This is a genomic window from Butyrivibrio sp. AE3009, assembly GCF_000420845.1.
Lineage (GTDB): Bacteria > Bacillota > Clostridia > Lachnospirales > Lachnospiraceae > Butyrivibrio.
Genome location: NZ_ATVS01000043.1, coordinates 1 through 26,989 on the forward strand (window position 1 = coordinate 1; position 26,989 = coordinate 26,989).

The 26,989-nt window shown below is 43.5% G+C and carries 25 protein-coding genes and 2 pseudogenes; 23 read left to right on the forward strand and 4 right to left on the reverse strand.

From position 1 onward, the window contains the following. Positions 1-356: 356 nt before the first annotated feature. The 7 genes and pseudogenes from G588_RS20700 to G588_RS20710 form a co-directional block, all read left to right on the forward strand. Entirely contained in the window at positions 357-911 is a 555-nt protein-coding gene (locus G588_RS20700; RefSeq protein WP_022779692.1) for a dienelactone hydrolase family protein, read from the forward strand. Between the two features lie 164 nt (positions 912-1,075). Then, a complete protein-coding gene (locus G588_RS0115840) occupies positions 1,076-1,327 on the forward strand; it encodes a DUF6110 family protein (RefSeq protein ID WP_026668843.1) in 252 nt (83 codons plus the stop codon). A gap of 6 nt (positions 1,328-1,333) precedes the next feature. Then, positions 1,334-3,436: a heavy metal translocating P-type ATPase gene (locus tag G588_RS0115845; RefSeq protein ID WP_022779694.1), complete on the forward strand. Its 2,103-nt coding sequence runs from the start codon at positions 1,334-1,336 to the stop codon at positions 3,434-3,436. Positions 3,437-3,700: 264 nt separating this feature from the next. After that, a complete protein-coding gene (locus G588_RS20705) occupies positions 3,701-4,216 on the forward strand; it encodes a class I SAM-dependent methyltransferase (RefSeq protein WP_022779695.1) in 516 nt (171 codons plus the stop codon). 42 nt (positions 4,217-4,258) lie between these two features. Beyond that, positions 4,259-6,001: an ABC transporter ATP-binding protein/permease gene (locus G588_RS0115855; RefSeq protein ID WP_022779696.1), complete on the forward strand. Its 1,743-nt coding sequence runs from the start codon at positions 4,259-4,261 to the stop codon at positions 5,999-6,001. Beyond that, positions 5,998-7,656 carry an amino acid ABC transporter ATP-binding/permease protein gene (locus G588_RS0115860; protein ID WP_022779697.1) on the forward strand — a complete coding sequence of 553 codons (1,659 nt, stop codon included), beginning with the start codon at positions 5,998-6,000 and terminating at the stop codon, positions 7,654-7,656. Before G588_RS0115855 ends, G588_RS0115860 begins: the two co-directional genes overlap by 4 nt. A 236-nt stretch (positions 7,657-7,892) precedes the next feature. After that, positions 7,893-8,330: pseudogene (locus G588_RS20710) on the forward strand (tRNA threonylcarbamoyladenosine dehydratase); the annotation flags it as partial. Here G588_RS20710 and G588_RS23465 read toward each other — a convergent pair. Continuing rightward, positions 8,237-8,650, reverse strand: coding sequence for a LysR family transcriptional regulator substrate-binding protein (locus tag G588_RS23465; protein WP_242830382.1), 414 nt, complete (start codon positions 8,648-8,650; stop codon positions 8,237-8,239). The pseudogene G588_RS20710 and the gene G588_RS23465 overlap by 94 nt on opposite strands. A gap of 174 nt (positions 8,651-8,824) precedes the next feature. Here G588_RS23465 and G588_RS0115875 point away from each other — a divergent pair, with 174 nt between their 5' ends. From G588_RS0115875 to G588_RS0115940, 14 genes and pseudogenes are all read left to right on the forward strand, one after another. Then, positions 8,825-9,049 carry a hypothetical protein gene (locus G588_RS0115875; RefSeq protein WP_022779700.1) on the forward strand — a complete coding sequence of 75 codons (225 nt, stop codon included), beginning with the start codon at positions 8,825-8,827 and terminating at the stop codon, positions 9,047-9,049. A gap of 22 nt (positions 9,050-9,071) precedes the next feature. Next, positions 9,072-10,073 carry an alpha/beta hydrolase gene (locus tag G588_RS0115880; RefSeq protein ID WP_022779701.1) on the forward strand — a complete coding sequence of 334 codons (1,002 nt, stop codon included), beginning with the start codon at positions 9,072-9,074 and terminating at the stop codon, positions 10,071-10,073. Positions 10,074-10,083: 10 nt separating this feature from the next. Next, a complete protein-coding gene (locus G588_RS0115885; protein WP_022779702.1) occupies positions 10,084-10,650 on the forward strand; it encodes a cyclophilin-like fold protein in 567 nt (188 codons plus the stop codon). 30 nt (positions 10,651-10,680) lie between these two features. After that, a pseudogene (locus G588_RS23470) lies at positions 10,681-10,890 on the forward strand (aldo/keto reductase); the annotation flags it as partial. Positions 10,891-10,982: 92 nt separating this feature from the next. After that, on the forward strand, positions 10,983-11,609 hold the full coding sequence (locus G588_RS0115895; RefSeq protein WP_022779704.1) for a flavodoxin family protein: 627 nt from the start codon (positions 10,983-10,985) through the stop codon (positions 11,607-11,609). A gap of 248 nt (positions 11,610-11,857) precedes the next feature. Further along, positions 11,858-12,178: a DMT family transporter gene (locus tag G588_RS0115900; RefSeq protein ID WP_022779705.1), complete on the forward strand. Its 321-nt coding sequence runs from the start codon at positions 11,858-11,860 to the stop codon at positions 12,176-12,178. A gap of 33 nt (positions 12,179-12,211) precedes the next feature. Then, positions 12,212-12,526: a phosphotransferase family protein gene (locus G588_RS22210; RefSeq protein ID WP_081644387.1), complete on the forward strand. Its 315-nt coding sequence runs from the start codon at positions 12,212-12,214 to the stop codon at positions 12,524-12,526. 370 nt (positions 12,527-12,896) lie between these two features. Continuing rightward, positions 12,897-13,316, forward strand: a complete 420-nt coding sequence (locus G588_RS0115910; RefSeq protein WP_022779707.1) for a pyridoxamine 5'-phosphate oxidase family protein — start codon at positions 12,897-12,899, stop codon at positions 13,314-13,316. Positions 13,317-13,367: 51 nt separating this feature from the next. Then, positions 13,368-13,967, forward strand: coding sequence for a class I SAM-dependent methyltransferase (locus G588_RS0115915; protein ID WP_022779708.1), 600 nt, complete (start codon positions 13,368-13,370; stop codon positions 13,965-13,967). A 637-nt stretch (positions 13,968-14,604) separates the two neighbouring features. After that, on the forward strand, positions 14,605-15,867 hold the full coding sequence (locus G588_RS0115920) for an ATP-binding protein (RefSeq protein ID WP_022779709.1): 1,263 nt from the start codon (positions 14,605-14,607) through the stop codon (positions 15,865-15,867). Between the two features lie 370 nt (positions 15,868-16,237). After that, positions 16,238-16,900, forward strand: coding sequence for a TetR/AcrR family transcriptional regulator (locus G588_RS20715; protein WP_022779710.1), 663 nt, complete (start codon positions 16,238-16,240; stop codon positions 16,898-16,900). Beyond that, the gene (locus tag G588_RS0115930; RefSeq protein ID WP_022779711.1) at positions 16,897-17,613 is read left to right on the forward strand and encodes a flavodoxin family protein; all 717 of its coding nucleotides are present in this window, start codon (positions 16,897-16,899) and stop codon (positions 17,611-17,613) included. The genes G588_RS20715 and G588_RS0115930 overlap by 4 nt, the downstream gene beginning before the upstream one ends. A 107-nt stretch (positions 17,614-17,720) precedes the next feature. Next, on the forward strand, positions 17,721-18,929 hold the full coding sequence (locus tag G588_RS0115935; protein ID WP_022779712.1) for a condensation domain-containing protein: 1,209 nt from the start codon (positions 17,721-17,723) through the stop codon (positions 18,927-18,929). A 171-nt stretch (positions 18,930-19,100) separates the two neighbouring features. Further along, the gene (locus G588_RS0115940; RefSeq protein WP_022779713.1) at positions 19,101-21,677 is read left to right on the forward strand and encodes a PEP/pyruvate-binding domain-containing protein; all 2,577 of its coding nucleotides are present in this window, start codon (positions 19,101-19,103) and stop codon (positions 21,675-21,677) included. On the opposite strand, the gene G588_RS0115945 is transcribed toward G588_RS0115940, so the two are convergent. The 3 genes from G588_RS0115945 to G588_RS0115960 form a co-directional block, all read right to left on the reverse strand. After that, positions 21,667-23,391, reverse strand: coding sequence for a methyl-accepting chemotaxis protein (locus G588_RS0115945; protein ID WP_022779714.1), 1,725 nt, complete (start codon positions 23,389-23,391; stop codon positions 21,667-21,669). The two genes, G588_RS0115940 and G588_RS0115945, sit on opposite strands and share 11 nt — an antisense overlap. Positions 23,392-23,403: 12 nt before the next feature. Further along, positions 23,404-24,867: an extracellular solute-binding protein gene (locus G588_RS0115950; RefSeq protein ID WP_022779715.1), complete on the reverse strand. Its 1,464-nt coding sequence runs from the start codon at positions 24,865-24,867 to the stop codon at positions 23,404-23,406. A gap of 249 nt (positions 24,868-25,116) precedes the next feature. Next, positions 25,117-25,989: a LysR family transcriptional regulator gene (locus tag G588_RS0115960; RefSeq protein ID WP_022779716.1), complete on the reverse strand. Its 873-nt coding sequence runs from the start codon at positions 25,987-25,989 to the stop codon at positions 25,117-25,119. A 95-nt stretch (positions 25,990-26,084) separates the two neighbouring features. Between G588_RS0115960 and G588_RS23290 the strand changes: the two genes are divergently transcribed. Beyond that, positions 26,085-26,207: a hypothetical protein gene (locus tag G588_RS23290; protein WP_278246668.1), complete on the forward strand. Its 123-nt coding sequence runs from the start codon at positions 26,085-26,087 to the stop codon at positions 26,205-26,207. Between the two features lie 96 nt (positions 26,208-26,303). Continuing rightward, complete coding sequence (locus G588_RS0115970) at positions 26,304-26,843, forward strand: flavodoxin family protein (RefSeq protein ID WP_022779718.1); 540 nt, start codon at positions 26,304-26,306, stop codon at positions 26,841-26,843. Positions 26,844-26,989 lie beyond the last annotated feature (146 nt).

Genomic DNA, 26,989 nt, shown 5'->3' on the forward strand with positions numbered 1-26,989 from the left:
AGGAGTGTCTAAACTGGAGGTGTGAACACTTGCAAATCAATGGAATTGCCATATGAGTGTAGATATTGCTGGATATTCTTGAATTTTCCCTGAAAAAGACACTTGTGAGAGGAACCAATCTTTAAACGAGTGCTAGTTCCGAAGATTTCAGTAGTAAATCTGACACTTGCATCAATTAGAATTTGCATTATGAGTGTCTGTAGGGGCCTTTTGGGTAACCAAAGGAACCTTTTCCCAGGTTTATAATAAAGATATGACTTCTGGCGAGCAAAGAGGAAAAAGCCCGCAAGAAGTCTTACCTTATCGCAAGGTATATCGGAATATAAACAACTTCACAAAGTATCGGAGGACATATTATGAATTCCAATAAGCTGGCAGTAATCCTGCCCGGAACCGGGTATACCAAGGACAAACCTCTTCTTTACTATGCAATAACTATAGCTAAGAAGAAGGGCTACGAAATTGTAAGCGTTGATTACGACAAGTTTTTTGAAGGGGTAAACTACCGTAACAAGAATGAGATGGATGCAGTGACAGGTAAGGCCTATCAGTATGCTGCGGGGAGGCTTGACGAGATTGACTTTGGCAAGTATGAGACAGTTGTATTTATTGGGAAAAGCTTCGGGACAATAGTTGGAACTACCTATGCTTCTGAGCATGATCTTGCTCTTAAGCAGGTGTGGTATACACCGGTGATGGAGGCCTATGAAAAGGCTACCGGAAGTATTGTAGCCTTTATGGGTGACAAGGACCCAATAGCAAATGTAGAGGATGCTCTTTCCAAGGCAAAAGAAAAAGAGATTCCCATGCACGTATATCCAAATGCCAATCATTCACTGGCTACAGGAGATGCTCTGACAGATATAGATACGCTTAAAGACGTGATGACTATCACAAATGAATTTATTTAGTAATTTGATTTATTGTAATGCCTTTTTGAGAAAAGTTATCAATTACGCATATTTTAGGGTTCTTCAGATTGTGATAAGCTTAAGAAGCAAACAAATGTGGGGAGGATTCTGCATTTGTTTGTTTTGCATTTGGAAAAGAAAAAAGCGAACAGGAGATGATTTTTATGAAGAATTGGCATCATGTTGTGTGGTTTTTAGGTGGAGTCCTTTTTGGGACGGCAGGTGTAAAGGTACTTTCCAGTAAGGATGCAAAGAAGTGCTATACACATACTACAGCCGCGGTGCTTAGGGCAAAAGACTGCGTAATGGATACGGCAAACAAGGTTCAGGAGAACTGTGATGATATTCTTGCTGAGGCTAAAGAGATAAATGCTGACCGCAAGGCAAAGGAAGATGAGGCAGTAGTCGGAGAATAATAGAATATGAAAATTGTCATTAAACATGAGATAAACGGACGTATTCGTTTTTCCATGCCAAAAAGACGTTTTTCTTATGAAGAAGCAGATAGATTACAATACTATCTGCTTTCTCTTGATGGTGTGGAAAAGGCTACCGTCTATGAGAGAAGTGCGGATGCAGTAGTTGTATATAAAGGCAGCAGGCAGGAGCTGCTTGCCAAGGTCTGCAGTTTTGATGCTGACGCGGAAGAAGTTAAAGCCCTTGTTCCGGAGAATACCGGAAGAGAACTTATGGCGTCTTATAAAGAAAAGCTGATCACAAAGGTTATTCTTCACTATGGCTGCAACTTCTTTCTGCCAACGCCCATACGAAGGATAAAAGCCTGGATAATGGCTGTAAAGTTTATCTATAGAGGACTTGTAAGTCTTATTAAGAACAAAAAGCTTGAGGTATCGGTTCTTGATGCTACGGCTATAACGGTATCTCTTTTGACCGGAGATTATCAGACCGCTTCCTCAGTCATGTTCCTTCTTGGAGTCGGAGATCTGCTTGAAGAATGGACTCATAAAAAGTCGGTGGACGACCTGGCAAGAAGTATGGCCCTTAAATCGGACAGAGTCTGGCTTAAGAAGGACGGTGTTGAAGTACAGGTGCCCATCAGCCAGGTTGCGCCCGGAGATGAGATCTCTGTGAGAGTGGGAAGCGTGATCCCTCTTGATGGAACAGTTGTCTCGGGAGAGGCTATGGTCAATCAGGCAACTCTCACCGGTGAAGGAATCCCCGTAGAGAAAAAAGAGGGGGCTTATGTCTACGCCGGAACAGTTATAGAAGAAGGAGATATAGTCCTTAAGGTTGAGAAGGCCTCCGGAGCAACCAGATATGAGAAGATCATTAAAATGATCGAAGAGTCTGAACAGCTCAAGTCCGGAGTGGAATCAAGGGCAGAGCATCTGGCGGACAGACTGGTTCCATATACTCTTGGTGGAACTATTCTTGCTTATCTGATAACAAGAAATGTTACCAAGGCGTTATCTGTACTGATGGTGGACTTTTCCTGCGCATTAAAGCTTTCAATGCCGGTGACAGTGCTTTCTGCCATGCGTGAGTGTCAGGATAACCATCTTACAGTAAAAGGCGGAAAATTCCTGGAAGCTATTGCGGATGCTGATACCATAGTTTTTGATAAGACCGGAACGCTTACAATGGCCACACCTAAGGTTGTGGATGTTGTTACATTTTCGGGAAATGATAAGGATGAGATGTTGCGAATAGCGGCCTGTCTTGAAGAGCACTATCCCCACTCCATTGCTAATGCCGTAGTTGCTGAAGCCGCTAATAAGGGACTTGAGCATAATGAAATGCACAGTAAGGTGGAGTATGTGGTTGCCCATGGAATTGCTTCTGATATAGATGGTCAGAAGGTTGTCATTGGTAGCTGGCACTTTGTCATGGAGGACGAGCAGTGCGTGATCCCTGAAGGAGAGCAGGATAAGCTGGATGGCATTTCAAAACAGTATTCGAGGCTGTTCCTGGCTATAGGCGGAAGGCTGTCGGCTGTGATATGCTTGGAGGATCCGCTCAGACCTGAAGCTCCTGATGTTATTAAAAAACTTCATGAAGTCGGATTTAAGAATATTGTCATGATGACCGGGGATTCAAAGCATATTGCCAAAAGAGTTGCTAAAGATGTTGGCGTTGATTCATATTATGCGGAGGTTCTTCCTGAGGAAAAAGCCGGATTCATTCAGCAGGAGAAGGCAAAAGGCCACACAGTCGTAATGATCGGCGATGGAATAAATGATTCTCCGGCACTTTCAGAAGCGGACTGCGGAATTGCGATCAGTGAGGGAGCGCAGCTTGCCCGCCAGATCGCGGATGTAATGATATCAGAGGACGACCTGTATAAGCTTATTACTCTGAAAGAACTCAGTGGCCTTCTGATGAAGAGAATACATTTTAATTACAGGTTTGTGGTTGGTTTTAATCTGGGACTGATCGCTCTGGGCCTGCTGGGAACCATAACACCTGCCACAAGTGCTACATTGCACAACGGTTCTACAATAGCCTTGGGGCTTCATAGTATGACTAATCTTAAGAGAGATGCAGAAAGAGAGGAGTTAAAATGAAGTGTCACAAGTTTTTTGCATGGGCAACGGTAATATGTTTTCTGCTTACAATGTATACCGGATATAAGAAACAATAATAGAGAAGTCGGAAAGTACAGTTACATAATACTTTCCGGCTTTTTTACTTTAGGAGTAATCTATCTGAAGATGCGGGAATATTCTTGAAAAAGAAGTTAGCTGGTGCTAACATATTATTTGGGCGGTGTAATTGATAATGTTTTTCATGAAAAATATGTAGTCAGACATACGTGGGAGGGGACTGTAATGGCTGATAAGATTCAGAAGGCATATCAGGCAGCTAAGAACATATATGACGATGTGCTGACTCAGGGAAGCATTTTTAGCAAAATGTATATTAAGATCTTTTGGAGCGGAACTAACGACAATGAGATAGCAAGGAAGATTCTTTCTTACATACCTGAGAATTATAAGGGGGCTATACTTGATGTGCCGGTGGGAACGGCAGTGTTTACAGAGCAGAAATGGAAGTCTCTGCCGGATGCTCAGATAACCTGCCTTGACTATAGCGTTGACATGATAGAGCAGGCTAGAAAGAGACTTGAAGGATATTCAAATATTTCCTGTATTCGGGGGGACGTTGGACATCTTCCTATGGAAGCTAATTCTTTTGATATCGTTCTATCTATGAACGGATTTCATGCATTTCCCGATAAGAAAAAAGCGTTCAGAGAGACCCACAGAGTGCTGAAGCCCGGCGGGAAAGAATACGCAGAACCGGTACTGAAAGCTATCGATGAATTTATGCAGATGGCAGTTTAAGGGGGAAGAATAATAACTGATCACACATAGTTGGAGAGATAGATGTTTGATAAAAGATTGATGGCCATGTGCCCGGAGAGTAAAAGGTATATAGTGGGAAACATCATCTGTCAGTGGATTGAACTCATGATGAATGCTGCGATGATTTTTATCATTGCAAACACTGTTGGGAAGCTGTACGTGAAAGAAATGTCTGCAACTGATATGGTTGCAGCTATTGTTGTGCTGGCCTGTGTGCTTGTAGTTCGTTTCTTTATGACAAAGAAAACAACTCAGATGAGTTATCTTGCTTCGAAAACAGTTAAGCGTGTCATGAGGCAGCAGATTTACAGGAAGATACTAAGACTTGGCAACACCTATAGGGAGCATGTGGCGACTGCAGAGCTTGTGCAGGAATCGGTTGAAGGTGTGGAACAGTTGGAAAGTTATTTCGGGATGTATGTCCCACAGTTTTTCTATGCCTTCATTGCCCCGATTACATTGTTTGTATTGTTCGGTATTGCAGGGAGCTTCAAGGTGGCAGCAGTATTACTTATCTGCGTTCCCCTTATTCCCGGGGCCATCATGATGGTTCAGAAGATTGCAAAAAAGCTCCTTTCCAAGTACTGGGATCAGTATGCTAAGCTTGGAAGCACATTTCTTGAAAATCTTCAGGGGATGACTACACTAAAGACTTACAGAGCAGATGCTTATAAGAATGAGCAGATGAATGCGGAATCAGAGAACTTCAGACGTATCACCATGAAGGTTCTCACTATGCAGCTTAATTCCATTATCATCATGGATTTCTTTGCATACGGCGGAGCGGCTCTTGGTATCGCTCTTGCTGGGAAAAGCTTTATAGATGGAAGTATAACTTTGCAGAGCACTGTCTTTATGATTCTTTTGTCTGCAGATTTCTTTTTGCCTATGCGAAAACTGGGTAGTTATTTCCATGTGGCCATGAACGGAATGGCAGCAAGTGACAGGATATTTAAGTTCCTTAGTGAAGAGGAACCAAAGGAAAAGTCTGCAGAGCTACCAGATACCGGGCTTGATATTAGATTAAAAGATGTCAGTTTTTCCTATGACGACGAAAAACAGGTTCTTACTGATATTTCAATGGAGATTTGTGAAAACACATTTACCGGAATAGTGGGAGAGAGCGGAAGTGGTAAATCCACCATCGCTTCGCTTATCATGGGGCGCAATTCTATAAAGCAAGGAGCACTTACAATAGCAAGGAGAAGTGTTTCAGATATCAGTGAGGAAAGCCTTTTCAAAAATATAAACTACGTTGGTATTGGTAGTACCTTCTTTAAGGGAACTGTGCGGGAAAATCTTCTTTTAGCGGATTCTGATGCATCTGAAGAAAATCTTTGGAATGCGCTTGCAGAGTGTGAAATCGATGGCTTCTTCAGAGGAGAAAAAGGGCTTGATACAATCCTTACAGAGAATGCAGGGAATCTGTCAGGAGGACAGAAGCAAAGACTTGCTCTTGCCAGGGCTATATTACATAATTCAAAGGTTTATATCTTTGACGAAGCTACAAGCAACATAGATATTGAGAGCGAAGAACTGATTCTTTCAGAGATAAAGAAGCTTGCAAGAACAAAGACAGTTATCATGATCACGCACCGGCTTGCGAACGTAATGGATGCAGATAAGATTTATTGTATGGAGAACGGCAGAGTTTCCGGAGCCGGTACACATGCAGAGCTTTTAGAATCAGATCCTGTGTACAGAGAACTTTGGAATACCCAGAAAGAGCTTGAGGAATACGGAAAAGGAGGTGCCATAGCATGAAGAAGCAAAACAAGGCACTGATCCTTTTTAGAATGCTAAAACTGGTTAAGCCTCTTGCAGGATTTATGATTCTGGCAGTAGTTCTGGGAACATTGGGATTCCTCACAGCAGAGTTTATACCGATACTTGGCGGGGAGGCTATTCTTATTGGCCTTGGGCTGCAGACAAAAATATCATGGAATACACTGGTCCTTCTGCTCCTTATATTCGCGGTACTTAGGGCAATATTCCGTTTTTCTGAACAAAGAACCAACCATTACATTGCATTTACACTACTTGCGATTATAAGAGACAGGGTATTTAAGGCACTTAGAAGACTATGTCCTGCTAAGCTGGAGGGAAGAGATAAGGGGGATCTGATATCTCTTATCACGTCAGATGTGGAACTACTGGAAGTGTTTTATGCCCATACCATTTCGCCCATATGTATTGCTATCGTATCAGAAACTATCATGTGTCTGTTTATCGGAAGCTTTCATCTTCTTCTTGGAATTTTGGCACTTATATCATTCCTTCTTGTGGGAGCGGTGCTTCCTATGATTATTTCAAAACGGAGCGGGACGACAGGAGATGAGCTGCGGGCTCAGTCAGGGGAGCTTTCTGCCCATATGCTTGAAAGTATCAGAGGAATAGATGATACGCTTCAGTATTCCTACGGTGAAAAAAGGCTACAGGAAATAGGTGACAGAACTAAAGACTTATCGGAACGACAAGGAGCTCTTAGCAGGCTTACCGGAACAAATATGGCCATAGCAAATATACTGATCCTGCTCTCCGATATCGTAATGTTACTTGCGTGCACCTGGCTTTATCAGAAGGGGCAGGTGGGATTTGACGGATTTCTTATTCCGATGATCGCGCTGATGTCATCATTTGGCCCTGTTACAGCTTTGGCTGCACTTGGTACGACGCTCCAGAGTACGGTGGCATCCGGGGCAAGGGTGCTTGCTATCATTGATGAAGAACCTGAGACGGAAGATGTAGTCGGGAAAACAACAATAGACTTTCATGGAGCTGAGGTAAAAGAAGTCTCTTTTGCCTACGCCGGAGAAGATGTGCTGGATAACGTATCACTTCCGATACCCCGTGGAAAGATCATAGGCATTGTTGGAAAGAGTGGATGCGGTAAGTCAACGCTTTTGAAACTGCTTATGAGATTTTGGAATGCCGGTAAAGGTGAAATTCTTGTGTCAGGCAAAAATATCCATGAGATAAATACAGATAATCTTCGAGATATGGAAAGTTATATGACCCAGGAAACCCAGCTTTTTAAAGACACCATCGCCAACAATATCCGCATCGGAAACTTGAATGCAACAGATGAAGAGGTTGTGGAGGCCTGCAAAAAAGCATCTATACATGACTTTATAATGACCCTTCCCAACGGATACGATACTGTAGTCGGTGAGCTGGGAAGCACTCTGTCAGGCGGAGAAAAGCAAAGAATCGGCCTTGCAAGAGCGTTTCTTCATAATGCACCGTTTATGCTTCTTGATGAACCTACAAGTAATCTCGACAGCTTAAACGAAGCGGTAATCCTGAAATCACTAAAGGAAGAATCGAAGGAAAAAACCGTTATTCTTGTTTCACACAGAGAATCCACCATGAGGATTGCAGACGATATTCTTGCAATGGAAGGCGGAAGGATTTCATGATTGCCATGGACGCAGCAGCTTGGCTGGGAACTGGATAAGCTTCTTGAGATGACACTTAAGGCTATGGCTGAAAGTGAGGACATGATTAACGAGGAGATGGAAGCCGTGGCCTAGGGGATGTGGTACTAATGGAAAATAATATTTTTTATCCCAAAAACCAATTGACATAGTATGTAAATGCAGATACTATACTTTTTCAGTGACTATAGTGTTTTGTTTATGAAGGAATAATAGGTATGCTTAACCAGTTTTCTAGAACCCAGCTTCTTTTGGGACAGGAAGGGATGGAATCCTTATATAAAAAGAAAGTAGCTGTCTTTGGCATTGGAGGCGTGGGCGGATATGTATGTGAAGCCCTGGTCCGTAGCGGTATTGGCTCTTTTGATTTGATAGATGATGACAAAGTTTGTCTGACTAATTTGAACAGACAGATAATTGCTACAAGAAAAACAGTTGGAAAGTACAAGGCAGAGGTGATGAAGGAACGCATGCTGGAGATAAATCCGGATGTAGATGTAGAAATACACAAATGCTTTTTCTTGCCGGAAAATGCTGATGAATTTCCTTTTCATGAATATGATTATATTGTTGATGCGGTTGATACAGTAACTGCAAAAATTGAACTGATCCTTAGGGCACAGAAGGAAAATGTTCCAATAATAAGTGCTATGGGAGTAAAAGAAGGATATTTATTCCATATCAGATACAACTCGGATGTCTGTTTAGGTGAAAGGGGACGAAAAACAAGCCCGCTCTCTTTGGAGCAGTCGATCAGATGCTCAAAGGTTAGCAGAATCCCAAGCCCTTCCTTTGCAAACATGGAACCGTTATAGGACAGACGGAAAGAGCCCTCAAGATGAAGCTTGTCAAAACTATCCCTTGCCCATTGAGGAATTTCGTTGTTCCAGCTTTGTTCAGAGCAGAATAATGGCCTACCGATAAGATCCTTTACTCTAACGGACTTCTTCTTGGCGAGAGGGTGATCAGAAGGCATGACAGCTCCCCAGACATCGGCTTCCGGAAATTTCAAGTAATCGTATTTTCAGAGTTTGGCTTTTTGCACTGCTCATTGCTACATGACATTCCATTTTGGAATATCACGATATTCATTTTGGTCATTAGCGAAGAATTCGTCAAGTAAATATAATGAGGATACGAGGTAGGACAGATGGAAGTAAAAGCACTGATAGAAAATCTTACAGACAGTGGATGCTCTGCGGAAGGAACAAGAAGAGCAAAAGCGCTTTACGAAGCAGGAGATATGGATGGGCTCGTAAAGTATCTTCGAAAATGTCGATGTGATCTGGTGGAGGAAATGCACGACAGTCAGAGGAAGGTTGATCGGATGGACTATCTGATCAGACAGACACAAAAAGAAGCGGATAAACAGTGATAAGAGAACGGAGGATGCAATCATGATCAAAAAGGAAGAACTGAAACTGGTAACTGAATGGGACAAAACATTCCCTATGAGCGATAAGGTAGACCACAGCAAGGTGACCTTTGTGAACCGATATGGGATAACACTTGCGGCAGATCTGTATGTACCCAAAGATAAAGAGGGCAGACTTCCCGCAATCGCAGTATGCGGTCCCTTTGGTGCAGTTAAGGAGCAGTGTAGTGGATTGTATGCACAGACCATGGCAGAGAGAGGCTTTTTGACAATAGCATTTGATCCTTCTTTTACCGGAGAAAGTGGCGGGAACGTAAGATATATGGCTTCCCCGGATATCAATACTGAGGATTTCATGGCGGCGGTTGACTTTCTTTCCCTGAATGACAGAGCCTGTCCTGACAGGATAGGGATCATAGGTATCTGCGGCTGGGGCGGAATGGCGATCAATACGGCGGCGCTTGATACGAGAATAAAGGCAACCGTGGCATCCACCATGTATGATATGACCAGGGTGAACGCAAAAGGTTACTTTGACAGTGAGGACAGTGAAGAGGCACGTTATGAGAAGAAGAAAGCTATGTGTGCTCAGAGGCTGGAGGATCTGAAATCGGGTGATTATAAGCTTGGCGGTGGAGTTGTCGATCCGTTGCCTTCGGATGCACCTTTCTTTGTTAAGGATTACCATAGCTATTACAAGACCGATCGTGGATATCATGCAAGAAGCCTTAACTCTAATGGTGGTTGGAATGTGACCGGATGTGAGTCTTTCATAAACCAGCCCATCCTGAAATATTCAAACGAGATCAGAAGTGCGGTGCTTCTTATCCACGGAGAAAAGGCTCATTCGTGCTATTTCTCAAAGGATGCCTATGCATATATGACAAAGGACAGCAAGTATGCGGATAACAAGGAACTAATGATCATTCCTGATGCTGTACACACAGATCTGTATGACGGCGGTGACAAGGATTATATCCCGTTCGATAAGATAGAGAGTTTTATGAGTGAGCATCTTAAATAAAGGTGGATGAATGAAAAGAGCAAAGAGCGCCATCTGCGTGATCATGATGATGTTTGTAATCTCGGCGTGTGCAGGTAGAACATCAAATGATAGTGCGGTCTCAATAAGGGAGCAGGAAGAGATTCCCGGAGAAGCAGAAGAAACGACTCTGACTGCTTCTCAGGAGAACGGCAGCAATGGGATGCCGGAACAAGAGGAATCAAGAGAAAAGGTAATAGTTATGGATGAATTACTCCTTTCGGTCGAAGACAAAAACTTATCTGTTGAATGGGAAGATAATGAGAGCGTGGATGCGCTCAAAGATCTTGCCAGATCCGAAATGAAGATCAATATGGCTATGTATGGGGGATTTGAGCAGGTCGGTAGTATTGGTACTTCTCTTCCGAGGAATGACAGTCAGATGACTACAAGTCCGGGTGACATTGTACTTTATTCAGGAAACCAGATAGTCATATTTTACGGTTCAAATTCCTGGGCATATACAAGGCTGGGAAAGATTACGGGACTTAATGAAAAGGAACTTGAAGATACGTTCGGAAACGGTGACGTTACAATCGGCTTAAGTGTCGGAGGATAAACAGATACATCAGAACTTCTCGGTGATGAGACTATAAAATCCATCGCAGAAGCTCACGGAGTATCATCTGCGCAGGTTATTCTGCGATGGGATCTGCAAAGAGGTATCGTGGTCATACCGGGATCAGGAAATCCGGATCATATAAAAGAGAACCTCGATCTGTTCGGGTTTGAACTGACAGAAGATGAAATGGAGAAGATTTTACTGTTGGATCGGGGCGAAAAGCATGACTGGTATTGACAGAAAATTACTATAATGTAAGTGGCAGAGCAGGCGAAGCCTTTAAGGACGGATTGAAACTGAAATAATAATAAAGATCGGAGAACGAACGAATGAATAAAGTGCTCATCTTAAACGGGAGCCCACATCAACACGGTTGTACAGCGACTGCACTTGATGAAATGATCAAAGTGTTTGAAGAGGAAGGAGTCGGGACAGAACTGATCCAGGTAGGAACAAAAGATATCAGAGGCTGCATTTCCTGTAACAAATGCAGCGAAACCGGAAAGTGTGTGTTTGATGATCTCGTAAATGAAGTCGCACCCAAGCTTGAAGAAGCGGATGGGCTGGTTGTGGGAAGTCCGGTATACTATGGATCTCCAAATGGAAGTATCATTTCCTTCATGGACAGGTTGTTCTACAGCACACATTTTTCAAAGCATATGAAGGTAGGAGCTGCAGTAGTAAGCTGCACAAGAGGAGGCAATACGGCAAGCTTTGATGTATTGAACAAATACTTTACCATCAGCGGTATGCCGGTGGTGTCTTCAACTTATTGGAATCAGGTACATGGATTTACTGCGGATGATGTCAAAAAAGATCTGGAAGGACTTCAGACTATGAGAAACCTTGCACGGAATATGAGCTTTATGATCAAGGCGTTTTCTGATGCCAAGGTGAAATACGGTTATCCGGAAGTTGAGAGAGGATGCTTCACCAGCTTCCCGGATGGTAAGTGATCGGCGGCATAGAAAGTGAGATGGTACAGAGGATGTGATGGGATGAAAAGAGTATTTCTGGGTTTATTGCTTTTTGTCATGCTTTTTTATTGTTTCAGCCTGTACGGGAAAGCTCTTTACCCAGTATAGTTGATGAAAGAAAATAAACAGGCGCCCATTGCTACCGAGTAGTGGGATTAACGTCATTTCTTTACCGTTAGGTCTTAGCAGGTAAGGAAATGGCGTATTTTGTTATTTGGAGGTTTTCTATGAAATGGATCTATTTGTTTATTGCAGGTGCTCTTGAAATTACATGGGCGGTAACTATGAAAATGTCCGATGGATTTTCACTGCTGATTCCATCTATAATAACCGGTGCCGGGTATATAGCCAGCGCAGTATTTCTTTCGATAGCGTTGAAGCAGCTACCGCTGGGAACAGCATATGCCATGTGGACCGGTATGGGAATTGTTGGAACTACGTTGCTGGGAATAATTCTTTTCCATGAAAAGCTCACAATTCCACAAGTGATATGTGTTATTCTGATTGTAATTGGAATAACAGGACTGAAGATTTTGGCGAAAGAATGAGGTTTACCATGTTTAGAAAGATGAGAAGATTTAATCAGCAGATTTCTTGATGGTATTCCCGATTTCGAAAAACTGGATCAGTGTTTTGTTCATACGGACTTGGGGCCGAACAACACAATGCTTGATCAGAACGGCAGAGTCGTATTGGTCGACCTGGACGATTCCGGTATCGGCAGCAGGTTTCTGGATTTGGGCTGGCCGTTTATCATGCAATTTGTGGAATTCAATCACGATACGGAAGAGATGCAATATCGGTTTGACCTGGCCGAGAGCTTCCTTCGAGGATATTATGGGGAAAATGGCATACCACGGGAAGAGTTTGACATTATTTTCCATGGAGCGGTCTGATGGGATTATGAGTGCTTTCTGTAGCAGCATTTTGATAGAAAGACACTTGTGAGAACATCGGCTCATTATAGGAGTGTTTGAGAAAAGAGGCATAAACACTTGAAAAATGGTTGGATTATTGCAGGAGTGCCTAATCTGAATGTGCTAACACTTGTAAATCAATGGAATTGCCATATGAGTGTCGATATTGCTGTATTTACCTGAAAAAGACCTGAAAAAGACACTTGTGGGATGAAGCAATCTTTATATGAGTGTTATGTGCGGGAATTTGTGGAGTAGTCAAACACTTGTATCAGTCATAGTTTGCTATTCGCGTGTCGGACTCCAATAGTAAGACACACTTTAACTTCCAGAATAATAGAGGAGCATTATGGATAACAGTATTATTGAGAGTTTTATCAGAAAACAGAAGGTTGCTTTCATCTGTTCAGTTGATGAAGAGGGATTTCCGAATGTGAAAGCTATGTTGAAGCCGAGAAAGATGGAAGGCATAAAGAGTTTCTATTTTTCGACAAACACATCTTCAATGAGAGTAAAACAGTACATGAATAATCCCAATGCCTGTATTTACTTCTATCATAAAGGATTGATAAAGTACGTAGGTGTTATGCTGAAAGGCAAAATGGAAGTACTGACAGACCAAGAGACCAAAGATATGATCTGGCGTAAAGGTGATACGATGTTCTATAAGGGCGGGGTTACCGATCCGGATTATTGTGTATTGAAGTTCACCGCTGAGAGCGGAAGGTACTATTGTGATTTGAAGACGGAGAGTTTCACAATCGAATAGTAAGTTCAATTTAAAGATAATTTGCTACTAGGTGTTGAGGAGATTAAAGACATGTTTTGGGACAAGATTTCACCTTTATATGACATATTTGAAAATATTTATAACGGCAAGGTATATATCGGTACCGGGAAAAAGGTTGCAGAACTTATAGATTCGTCGGATGAAGTATTGGAATGCGCATGTGGAACAGGTGCTATCAGTATATATATTGCACAGAAGTGTAAAAAGTTGATCGCAACAGACTTTGCAACCGGGATGCTTCGGAGAGCAGCAAAGAAATGCCGGAATTACCCGAATGCTGTGTTCAAGAAAGCTGATATTACAAATATCAAATGCAAAGATGCCCGCTTTGATAAAGTGGTTGCAGGTAACGTGATCCATTTGTTGCCTGACCCGGAGAAGGCACTTCATGAATTGGAAAGGGTAGTTAAGCCGGGAGGTGAGATCATCATTCCGACTTATATCAATATGTCAAAGGGAACGGGAACAGCAGCGGTTAAGTTCATTACTCTTCTCGGAGCAGATTTCAAAAGGCAGTTTGATCTGGATTCATATAAGGCATTTTTTGAAGACAAGGGATATACCGGAGTAGAGTATCATGTGGTCGACGGGCGCATGCCATGCGCTATTGCTGTAATAACCAAAGCTTAGCGTTTTATATTTTTTCGTAAACAAACGGTGTAAGACCGAACAAAAAAACAGATTACATATATATGCAACCTGCAGTTTTGTTCGGGCTTCACGCAGTTTTTATTAAGCGGAATAACCATGCTTAATATCCCGTTGATAGTATCTGCAGTCATATTTGGAGCAGGTCATATATACGTAACCCGGAGGGCATAATGAAAAAGATATTCGCTAGAGCTATAGCTGGAGTAATTACAACATCAATGGTTTTTTCCGGATGTAGTCTTCAGAGAATCTCTGAAAAGGATTGTCGATATCGCCAGGTGGCTTTCTGATTCGCAAAAATAATAAAACTTCAAATTTGCGAAATAAACAAAAATGCTCTTCGTCATTTATATTGATGAAAGGGGTATAGATGTTGACGAGTATATGCAGAACATCACGAAGTCAAGGCACAGGTAGATGAGCTGAAAGCTGCTATGGAAAATAAAATGCCGGATTATAGCTTTGTGTGGAAGATGATATAGGTTTATGTTGAGGGTTGTCGAAATTTGACGACCCTTTTTACATATACTATATTTAATGTTGATTTTGTCGTATGCACACGATAAAATATAGTTAAAGTAAAGTACAAAAACGAAAGTTTTTTGGAGGCTTGTATATGAACCACAGTATATTGAAGCAGGTCATTTTTGATCAAATTGAAGTAATAAAGAATGCTGATATTATCGAAAGAGATTATTCCTTCGAAAAAAATGTAAACTATGTATTGGTAGGACTACGTAGATCCGGCAAGTCCACCCTTTTATATAAGATTGCAAAAGAGCTTGTGGCTGAAGGCTGCGACTGGTCTCAGATAATCTATGTGAATTTTGAGGACGACAGATTACTGGGATTTACTATGAATGATTTCAACGACATCGTAGAAACGGCCTATGAACTGACGGATGCAAAAGATATTTATTATTTCTTTGACGAGATTCAGATCATAGAAGGGTGGGAGCATTTTGCCAGGAGAATGGCAGACCAGAAAAAGCGTGTATACATTACCGGAAGTAATGCAAAAATGCTCAGTTCAGAGATGGCAAGCATCCTGGGTGGAAGATATATACCAAAGATGATCATGCCTTTCTCATTTGGTGAAGCGCTGGACTATAAAAAGATTGCGCATGATGACGCAGCCCTTCTCACTACTTCAAAATCTGCGAAGATAAGAAGAGCATGTCAGGAATATGTCTCAGACGGAGGATTCCCTGAAGCACAGCTTCTGAATAATAAAAGGGAATACATAAAGAGCGTTTATGAGAAGGTCCTGCTTGGCGATATCATGGAGCGTGAGCAGGTTAAGAATAAAATGGCACTCCGGCTCATGATAAAAAAGATTGCAGAGACAGTGATGCATGAGGTTTCATTTAATACACTTGCAGGCAATGTTAAGGCTACAGGAACCAAGACTTCTACTGATTCAATGATAGAGTATACTGCCTACGCTGAGAATGCATATCTGCTGTTCAGGACAAAGAATTATGTTTCCAAGTTTGCAGAAAAAGAGAGTATCCCGAGGTTTTATTTTTATGATAATGGTCTGCTTTCACTGTTTTTGGTGGATAAGCCATCAGCTCTTTTGGAAAATGCAGTCGCAGTTCATCTTAAACGCAGATATGAGGATGATGTTTACTATTGTAAATCCAAGCAGACCGGCATAGACATTGACTTTTATCTGCCGGAAGAAGGCTGTGCAATACAGGTTGCTTATGCTCTTGGAGATGCGGAAGAACGTGAGACGAGGAGCCTCGTATCTTTTGCAGAGAAAACTGAAGGCGTAAAAAAGCTGATAATAGTTACAAATGAAGAAGAAAGAAGCATTGAAAGAGATGGTCATGAAATAGAAGTAATACCTATACATAAGTTTCTTTTGGCTTGATTTATAACGATTTGATTTTTAGTGGTGAGACGTATGAAAGGAAGCTATGATGAGTTTGATAACGGTTTTGGATTTCAAGTAGGTATTTGTTTTGTGTTTTATTTGCTCTTCCTCGGAATACTTGATATGTTGGGGATGAGATAATGCTTTTCTGAGAGCTGCCTGTTATAGGGCGGTGTTCATAAAACAGTAACATTAAAATGAGCGCTGTCTATACTGGATTGGCATGGCAAAAAAAAGAATAGAGTTCAATGATCAGGAGGGTGCTCGGAAAAGAGTACCCTCTGTTTTATTGCTGCTCTTGACGGCTAATTCAAATTAGCCTACAATTAAGCTAATTCAGATTAGCCAATTATGAAGAGGAGACGAAATGGATACCAAGCGCAGGATATTGGATGAAGCATTGACACTGTTTTCCGAGAAGGGATATGCAAATGTTTATGTTGCGGATATTGCAGAGAAGGTAGGCATTAAGGCTCCATCCTTATACAAACATTATAAAAACAAGCAGGCTATCTTCGATGCCATCATTGAAGAGATGAGCAGGCGATTTTTGGAGGAGGCAGGTGCATTACAGATAAACGGAGCGGATGCAGTAGTGGATTCCGAGATCTACAGGCATATATCGGAAGAGCAGCTGATTGCGCTGGGGAACAATCTGTTTAAATATTTTCTGCACGATGACTACACAAGGCGTTTTCGTAAGATGCTCACCATAGAGCAGTTTCATGATAAGAAGCTTGCGGATGCATATATGAAACAGTATGTTGATGATCCGCTTTCCTATCAGGGCATGATGTTTGGGCTGATGGTCTCCTCCGGCGTTTTGCAGACCGAGAATGTGGAGATCATGACATTGCATTTTTACGCACCGATATATATGCTTCTGACCATATGCGATCGGGAACCCGAACGTGAGGAAGAGGCACTTAAGACACTGGAAGCTCACATTCGGCAGTTTAACAAACTGTACGCAAGAGATGAGAACTCCATTATGGATAACAAGACGAGATCGCGGAGGAGTACAAAATGAAGATCACTGTAATTAATGGAACTGAAAAGCACGGCGTAACCTACAGAATGAAAGAAATCTTTTTAGAACAGTTCAGAGCTGATGCAGAGATCACCGAATACTATCTTCCCAAGGATGGTCCGGGGTTTTGCACGGGATGTACTGCATGCTTCAGGAATAATCAGAACCTCTGCAAGGATGCTGAAAAGGTTCAGAAGATCGAGAAGTCCTTATTTGAAGCAGATCTTCTTGTTTTTACATCACCGGCATATGTATTCCATACAACCGGTGCAATGAAGGCTATGCTTGACCATTTTGGCTATAGGTGGATGCCTCATCGCCCGGCAAAGGAAATGTTCGGAAAGCGGGCAGTGATAATCACACAGTGCCTTGGAACCGGGGGTAAATCTACAGCTAAGGATATTAAGGACAGCCTGTCCTGGTGGGGCATTTCTGCCATCAAAGTCGTAAGCTTCAAACTGATGTCTGAAATTGACTGGGACAAGATCGAGGACAAGAAGAAAGCATCCTTCCAAAAGAAACTAAGCAGTGTTGCTCAAAAATTTCACGCCATAAATTATGATAAACCGGGCCATACAAGTGCTATAGTTAAAGTAAAGTTCTATATCGTAAGGATGCTGCAGACGAGCCTGGGTAAGCAGAATCCTGAATATACCGACTTTAAGTATTGGAATGAGAATGGCTGGATCGGTAAAGTCAGGCCATGGAAATAAGGGGGAGATGGGATGATCGTAAATATTACAGATTCAAATGAAAAGCGGGCTATCGCAAGAAAAGTACGATAACTAAGCAGATAGGATAAAAAAGGAAAGATAAACCTATGTCAGACAGAAAATATTTGCATACGGAAAGGGCGCACTATATGTGTCCGAATATGCACTTTGGCATCGTAGCCGAGATTGGGGCCGAGTTTGATGAGAACAGGATCATCAAGAGCATAGATGTTCTAAGGTCAGCTCATCCGCTTATGAGAAGTCTGATCGCTAAGGAGCAGGGAAGTTCCGGGATATATTATGAAGAGCAATCGGAGCTTGAAATCCCTGTAACAATAAAAAAAGTAAACGATAACTGGCAGACTGATTATGAGGCAGTATCCTCAGCCGGCTGGAACGTTCAAAAGGAAGCACTGCTTAAGGTCTTTGTTTATCCTTCCGAGAGCGGCACGAGGGTCCTTTTTATAACGCATCATCTTCTTTGCGACGGAAGAGGACTTCTTCAGCTGGTGCGGGAGTTTGCAGATTATTATGCGAACGATGTGAAGCCGCAGCCTGTTGATGAGAAGCTTATGGAAAGTCTTAATGACCTTCCCGACGGCAGCAACCTTGGATTTATCAGCAAGTTGCTCATCAAGGATGCCAATAAGAAATGGCGTAAAGAAGGGCACAAGGTCAGCTACGAGGAGTATCTTAAGTTTGAACGTGATCATGATTCGAAACAGGATATTAAGCGCAAAATAATGAATATTGACGAAGAAGAGCTTGATACTCTCCTTGATCTGTGCAGAGAAAACGGGGTATCGCTCAATGATTATCTTGTTGCTAAGATGATGATCGATGAGAGCACGGATAGGGTGGTCATAGCTTCCGACATAAGGAATAAGATCAAAAACTATAAGGAAGGTGCTCTTGGAAACTATGCTACTGCCTTCGGCGTGGTGGTTAAGAAGAAAAGTTCAGAGATAATTGAACTTGCCAAGGCTGTAGATCATGAAGTCGGGAGCATCATAAGTAAGCCTGATAAGGAAATGCTTGTTCTTTCGTGTTATTTCAATATGGATCCCGAGCTACTCGATGCCATAGCTATATCGACTCTTGGAAATTTTGAGAGCAAGGCCGGCAGATTTGTCGGCAGCAAGATGTTCGGCTATGAAAAGCGTGACGGACATTGTATCACCAACCTTGGCAGGGTAGAGAGTAGCGTCATAAGCGAGGCCATATTTATTCCGCCTGCGTCTCCCGCAAACAGGAAGGCGTGGGGAGTTCTGACGATAAACAAGAAGATGAGGATATGTTCGATACATTCAAGGTGAATATGTAATTTGGAGAGAATTCTGAAGGAATCCAGTACTCCGGCTGAATTACCGCTACACTAAACGGAAATAGTATAATATAATAAAATTAGTAAGAGGCAAAGGAGCTTTCTGTAGGAGAGCGACCTTTGCCTTTTTTATTTGTAGGATAGGCGATCAGGAGGTAGACTTATGGCAGCATTTGACCGCATTTATTCGGGAATTCCGGAGATGGACACAGCCCTTGACAGCATCAGACTTGGAGACAACGTGGTATTCAGAGTCTCTGACCTGTCCGAATTCAAGCTCTTCGTGGACCCATACATTGAACAGGCCAAGAAGGACAAGCGAAACATCATATACTTCCGTTTTGCTACCCACGAGCCCCTGGTGGAGGACTGCCCTGAGGTCAAAACCATGCACATTCCGCTGTCCCACAGGTTCGAGACTTTCACAGTGGAGATTCACAATGCCATAGAAAAAGAAGGTAAGGATGCCTTCTACGTATTTGACTGCCTGTCAGAGCTGCAGATTGCCTGGGCTACTGACCTTATGATGGGCAACTTTTTCAGAGTTACCTGTCCATTTCTGTTTATTCTTGATACGGTGGCTTTTTTCCCGATCATCAGAGGAAAACATTCCTTTCATGCCATAAATAAGATCCTTAACACAACCCAGCTGTTTCTTGATGTCTACTCAGATTCAAGGAATGTATATGTGAGGCCGGAAAAGGTCTGGAACCGCGACTCTGAGACCATGTTTCTGCCCCATATTTACAAGAAGGAGGAGAATACCTTCAGACCTATATTGGACGGTGTTCAGTCAAGTCGCTTCTATCAGCTGCTGGATAATTTCCAGAGGCCGGGGGAGGATCAGTACATCGATTTCTGGGACAGATTTTTTAACTATGCGAAAATGCAGTATGACAACCACATGAACCTTGATGATTCCTGCGATATCATGTGCAAGGTCATGATGACAAGGGACGAGAAGATGCGCCAGATGGTCAAAAAGCACTTCAGGCCTGAGGATTATTTTAATGTCAGAAGCCATATGATTGGTACCGGCCTCGTGGGAGGAAAGGCCTGCGGAATGTTGCTGGCAAGGGCTATCATCAGGAATATGAGCCCTGAGATAAACGAGGTTTTGGAGCCCCATGATTCCTTTTTCATCGGATCGGATATTTATTATACCTATATCGTTGACAACGAGTTCTGGGAGCTGAGAGTCAGGCAGAGGACAGAGGAGGAGTATTTTTCTCTGGCAGAGGAGTTCTCGGATAAGCTGAAACAGGGCGTTTTCTCGGAGGAGCTTAGGACAAGGTTTAGGCATATCCTGGAGTATTATGGGCAGGATCCATTTATTGTGCGCTCCAGCAGTATCTTGGAGGACGGCTTTGGGAACGCTTTTGCCGGCAAATATGAATCTGTGTTCTGCGCCAACCGTGGAACGCTGGAGGAAAGGCTTCTGGAGTTCGAGAATGCCATTAGGACGGTTTATGCCAGCACCATGAGTCTGTCAGCCCTTGATTACAGAAAGAGACGCGGCCTGGAAAAAAGAGATGAGCAGATGGCGCTGCTGGTTCAGAGGGTTTCAGGTTCTTATTATGGACCTTATTACATGCCCTGTGCTGCGGGGGTAGGTTACTCCTACAGCCCCTACAAATTCCTTGCGGGAATCGATCCCAAGGCGGGAATGCTGCGGCTTGTAATGGGCCTTGGAACTTCAGCTGTAGACAGGACCATGGGCTCCTACCCAAGGCTTGTGAGCCTTGATATGCCTGAAGCAACGTCCTCAGTGACGGTTGCGGAGAAACACCAGTTTTCCCAGAGGGCGGTGGAGGCCATGGACGTGGGAGAGCATGCGCTGGCAAGGCTTGAGCTAAGGAATATTGAATCCAAGCTGCCGAAGTATCTCATTAACACACTTCTTGAACACGACTATGAGGTGGAGGATTCCCTGAAAGAGCGCGGAATATATAGGGATGTCAGGTTTATTTCCTGTAAAGGACTTGTTAAGAAGAAAGAGATCATGTCCAGAATGCAGCAGCTGATGCAGCTGATACAGGCGGAATATGAGCATCCTGTTGATATAGAGTTCACCATGAATCTGTCGGAGAGCGGAGAATATTCCATTAACCTCTTGCAGTGCAGACCGCTCCAGGTCTTCAAGGATACAGCAGAAGTGGAGATTCCAAAGGGGGTTTCCGAGGATAAGATAATTCTTGAGAGTGTTGGGGCATCCATGGGACTTTCCAGGAGTGTCCCCATCGATCTTATAGTCTATGTGGATCCAAAGGCCTATTACAACATGCCCTATGCGGACAAGCCGGGAATTGCAAGCGTGATAGGCAAGATCAACTGGACCTTCAGAGACAAGGGAAGACATATGATGCTGATGGTACCTGGAAGAATAGGCACTTCTTCGCCGGAACTTGGGGTTCCGACTACTTTTGCCGACATCAGTGAATTCGAGGCTGTGTGCGAAATGGAAGAGAAGGAAGCGGGCTACAACCCGGAGCTGTCCTACGGAAGTCATATTTTCCAGGACCTGGTGGAGGCTGACATTCTCTACACGGCTGTTTTTGCCAATGAAAAGACCATAAAATTTGCGCCGGACAAGCTGTTTGGCTGTGAGAATACAGTCGAGACGCTAACCGGCGCAGAAGGAGTATCTGATATAGTTAAGGTGTTTGATCTGTCAGGCGCAGAGTGCACTCTTTTTTACGATCTGGAAGAGAATCACCTGCTGCTGACTACTAGAACTTGAACTTGTTGACCTCTCCGTCAAGCTGCTGTGCGATGTTGGCGTTTTCGTTGGCAACAACCTTGTTCTGCTTCATGTTGTCGGACATTTCCGTTACGGCGCCGGCTACGTCGCCGATGCCCTTTGCACTCTCATCCACAGCGGTTGCAACATCGTTCATTGCCTCGGATACGAAGTTCATGGAGCTCTCAATATTCTGAGATGCATGCTCTACGTTCTTAAGCATTTCGGAGATCTTCTCGGCGTCGTCCTGATACTGTACGCCTGTATCCATCAGCTGCTGGTAGCCGCCGATGGTCTTTTCTCTGACGAAATCAACCATCTTGGTTGCTTCATCAGCCAGCTCCTTAACGTTGCCGATAACTTCGTCTGAGATAACCTGGATCTTCTTGGCGGTCTCTGCGGAGTTGGTGGCAAGTCCGCTGATCTCCTCAGCAACAACCGCAAAACCCTTGCCGTGCTCACCTGCTCTTGCAGCCTCGATGCTGGCATTGAGGGACAGGAGGTTGGTCTGGGATGCGATCTCCAGAATAGTCTGTGTAAGTCCGCTGATCTGTTCAACGGCCTTTGATTTCTCAATCTTATCATTAAGGTTGTTTGTCATGTCGTCTGCGGCAGCCTTGGCAGCCTCAGTTTCCTGTTCAGCGTGCTTTCTCATATCAATAGCACGTTCTTCCATCTGACCTGCATAGTCTGTACCTTCACGCACACTGGTGTACATTTCCTGTACTTCGTCTTTGATCTTGGTGGTAGATCCTTGAACCTGTGCAAGAGAAGCAGCGGTTTCTTCCATAGCTGCGCTCATCTGCTCCATGGTTGCTGATACACCGTCCAGCTGATCGTTGGTCCTAACCGTATTATCAAGGGCTGTCTCAACAGAGCCGGAGAGCTGATTGGAGGAGTCGGAGATTGAATGTACAACGCCTCTGATATATTCAAGAAGGCTGTTGATACTGTCTGCGATATCCGAGACTTCATCATTGCCCTTGACCTCGATCTTCTGGGTAAGATCGCCGTTATTGGTAACAAGGTCACTGATCTTCTTATCAACAACGCCGAGACCATAGCCGATTCCGTTGGCCAGAATAAAGGAAATCACTGCTGAAACAACGGCAAGAATAGCACCGATGATAATAATGGTCTCAACGATTGACTTAAGGGAATCAACAAGGTCATTAACTATATAGTCGATTCCAAGGATTCCGACGGTATTACCGCCATTGTCCCTGATAGGAGAATAGGCGGTGATATAGTCCACTCCTGCGGCATTTTTTTCAACAACTGTTGATACATAGCCATCTGAGGACATTGCTGCCTGCATGCCTTCCTGACGATCGGCTTCCACGGGAGTTCCTATTGAAATATTGTCATTGGCGGGCGTTGACAGATATACAAGGGAGCCGCCGCGGTTTCCTACGGTATAGATGGCACTTAAGTTGGCAGAGCCTGCCACAACGGCCATATCCTTCCTCATTACGCTGTTAGCGTAGCTGTCGTCGGCACCGGTGTCAAGGAGCCCTAATAGATTACCGTTTAGCTGATTGGCGGCAATCTGACAGATTGAGAGGGTGTTCTTGGATGCGCTCTGAACATAGCTCTCATGGACGAATCTGTAGATTGCTATACCCATTACTGCGCAAACAATAATATTTATAAGGACACTTCCGATAGTTATCTTGGTTTTTATACTTAGTCTGATGCCTCTGTTATTCTTCATTGATCTGCCTCCTTATTCAGCATTTAATGAATCTACGATTGCCTGGGACATGAACACAGCGTCAGTTGCCTGTATTTCGGAATAGGCTGTGGCAACATCGACTCCGTCAATTACAACTTTTTTGACAAGATCTTTTTTCAGAGCCATTAGGTCGTCATTGTAGAGGGAGTATGCATCTGTGCCATAGGGCAGATCTGCCATTTTACTGGTATTGTTAAAAAGCTCGAGAGCGGCGGCCTGTTCTGCTGATATGCTGCCTGCTCCGGGATCGTTTACTAAGGGAACAGTGGCCAGGAGATGATCTATGTGGTTCTTGGCGTACTTGTCAGAAATGGGGCTATAGGTCCACAGTTCTTCAACTTCGCCGCCATCGCACATGGTCTCCAGGAAATATTTGTACACACCTGAAGGATTCTTGCAGGAAGAGGTTATGCACCAGACAGGGGCAACTCTTTCCAGGTAGGTTCCGGTCTCCTCAAGAGGAGGAATGGCCACGATCTCGCCGTCTATACCTGCTTCAACAAGCTTATTTGACAGGGTCTTGGCCCAGGTGCCTGCCCAGTAGGTGAAAACGCCATATTCATTGGCGTAGAACTTATCTCGACAGTCGCCGGTTCCGTTTTCGGCGATGGTCTTGTCAATGTAGCCCTTGGAATAAGCATCCTGTATCCTCTCAAGGGCACTCTTCATGCTGTCCTCGAAGAAACCGTCTGTCCAGGTTCCGTCATCTTTTTGGTAAAAAGAGGGATAGGCGTCCTGATAGAATTCCGGCAGATAGTTGATGTAAGGGGCTTCGTTATTGGTGATACCTGCTGCGGAGACACCGTAGGTATTGCCGTTGACACCGTCTCCGTCAGGGTCTTTTTCCGTAAAAGCTTTTAGCATTTCAAGATATTCTGCGTAATTGGTGGGGGCACTCATGCCAACGTTGTCCAACCAGGCCTTTTTGATATAGGTTACGCAGCCGTTTCCTCTGGTGGGAGTTATGCCATAGAGCTTTCCATTTATTTTTATGCCGTCGATAAGAGAGCCATTGCCTGCGGCATTGACTTTGCTTTCCAGGTCGGAGCCGGAATAATAGGGAGTTATGTCCGCCAGAAGCTGTTTGGCGGCGTAGGTAGTGTAATATGAGGAGCTCAGAAGAACCGCATCCGGAAGATCCCCGGATTCAAAGACTTTGGTGACCTCATCATAGTAAACATCATGTTCAGGTTGAATAATTATTAAATCTATGCCGGTCAATGCTTCCCAGCGAGCCTCAAATTCATCGCGCCCGTTCTCCTGGGTGATAAGCGTACCATCCACCATAATGGTGATCGATGTCGGCTTGTCGTAGGACGGACTTAAGTTACCGATGACATCAGAAGCAGTCAGGGCACCGGTTACAGCTGTCCCTGAAGCAGAGCCTCCGCAGGCTGTGAGCATACATGCCGACAGTATCAGGGAGCACAATAGGATAGGTCTCTTTCCGCTCATGGTACCTCCTTTTTTGGATGAAAAAATTAATAAATATGCATAATTATTATTAACGATATTGAGCGTTAAGAAAACCAGTTTACCGATGTTTTCATAGTAATTTAAGACTTAGTTTATGATGGATACGATGAAAGATATTGAGTGGCTCTTTTTTGACGTTGGATCGACCTTGGTAAGCGAAGAAAAGCCATTTATAGACAGGCTTCAAAAAATTGGGGTTATTCGCTGTAAGAATTTGTTCAATTTGATTTAAAACGACTCCCTTACCTGTGCCAGAAATTTTTCTGCAATAGGTGTGAAGGTCTGGTACTTGTTCCAGATAAGATATAGCTTTGTTTCCTGCTTGGGAGAAAGTGGACGGAATACAAGGTCGCTTTCTTCGGAGCAGTCTATCAGATGCTCAAAGGTCAGAAGTATACCCAGGCCTTCCTTGGCAAACATTGATGCATTATAAGAAAGACGGAAGGAACCTTCCAGGTGGAGCTTGGAAAAATTCTCCCCGGCCCATTCCGGGATCTCGATATTCCAGCTTTGTTCAGAGCAGAAGAGTGGCTGCCCTATAAGGTCGGCTACTTTTATGCTCTTTTTCTTTGCCAGGGGATGACTCTTTAAGATAATAGCACCCCAGCGGTCAGTATCAGGGAATGTGGCATAGTCATATTTATCTTTGTTAGGTGTTTCGCAGATTACGCCAAAATCCAGTAACCCCTTATCAAGCTTTTCTGTTACCTGCTCAGTATCACCGCTGGTGATGTGGTAGGTGAAGGAAGGATATCTGTCTTTTAGCTTTTTAATCTCTCGGGCAAGATGACAGATCTGATAGGATTCCGCCAGACCAAAGTATATGTCTCCACCTGTGATATCATCCAAGGAGACAAATTCCTGCTCGATCTTATCTGCCATTAAAACAAGATCCTCAGCACGGTCACGCAGTAGCATTCCTTCATCTGTGAGTTTGATGGAAAAACTATGTCTGGTGAAAAGCTTTTTTCCTAGTTCTTCCTCAAGACTCTTTAATGCCTTGGAAAGAGTAGGCTGTGTGACATGGAGTAATTCTGCGGCTCGTGACATGTTCTCTTCTCTTGCGACGGCAAGAAAATATCTTAAATTCCTTATTTCCATAAGAATCCCCTTAAATAAAGTGATATGCCAAATGCGAATATCATGATATTCATTATAACAATTAGCGAAGAGATTGTACATGGATTATAGTGAGGATGTCAGATGAAAACACAACACAAACAGGGAATAAAGAGATGGGTACAGAAGATATTGTTGAATGCCTCAGGCATCTTGGCATTGAAGATGAAAAGTGCATACAGTCAGGGAAATATGTATGAAGATAAGAATAGCATTTATACTGTTCGTTTTTGTATTTCTTATGCCGGGAGCAACGGTGATGTTACGATCACACTCAGTGTTGAATAGGAGGATATATGGCAAAGAAGATTCTGATAATTGAAACAAGCCTTAGAACGGGAAGCAATTCGGATATCCTTGCTGAGAGCTTTGCAAAAGGCGCAAAGGATGCCGGAAATGACGTGGAGATTGTTTCGCTAAAGGACAAGAAGATTGGCTTCTGCACCGGATGTTTTGCTTGTCAGAAGCTGGGAAAATGTGTTATCTCCGATGATGCCAATGTGATAACTGAAAAGATTCTGGAAGCAGAGGTTGTCGTATGGGCTACACCGATCTATTATTACGAGATGAGCGGTCAGATGAAGACCATGATCGACAGGGCTAATTCTCTATATCCAAGGGATTACAAGTTCAGAGAGGTTTATCTGTTGTCAACTGCGGCAGAGGATGAAGCTTATACAGATGAAAAAGCGGTCAGTGGTGTTAACGGCTGGATTGATTGCTTTGAAAAGGCTGAGTTTAAGGGAAAAGTTTTTGCCGGCGGCGTAAATGAGCGTGGTGAGATTGCAGGGCATAAGGCGTTGAACGAGGCCTATGCTTTGGGAAAATCAATCTAAACTGCTGCGCATAAAATTCCAGATAACCAACCATCTATGTTGTGGACAAGGGACGCCACCCTTGACGGAACCTGCTGGAAACGCATGTCAGGTTTTGCCGACGGTGAAGATGATGGGAACAGCTAAATGGCACACCGTCGCGTAAC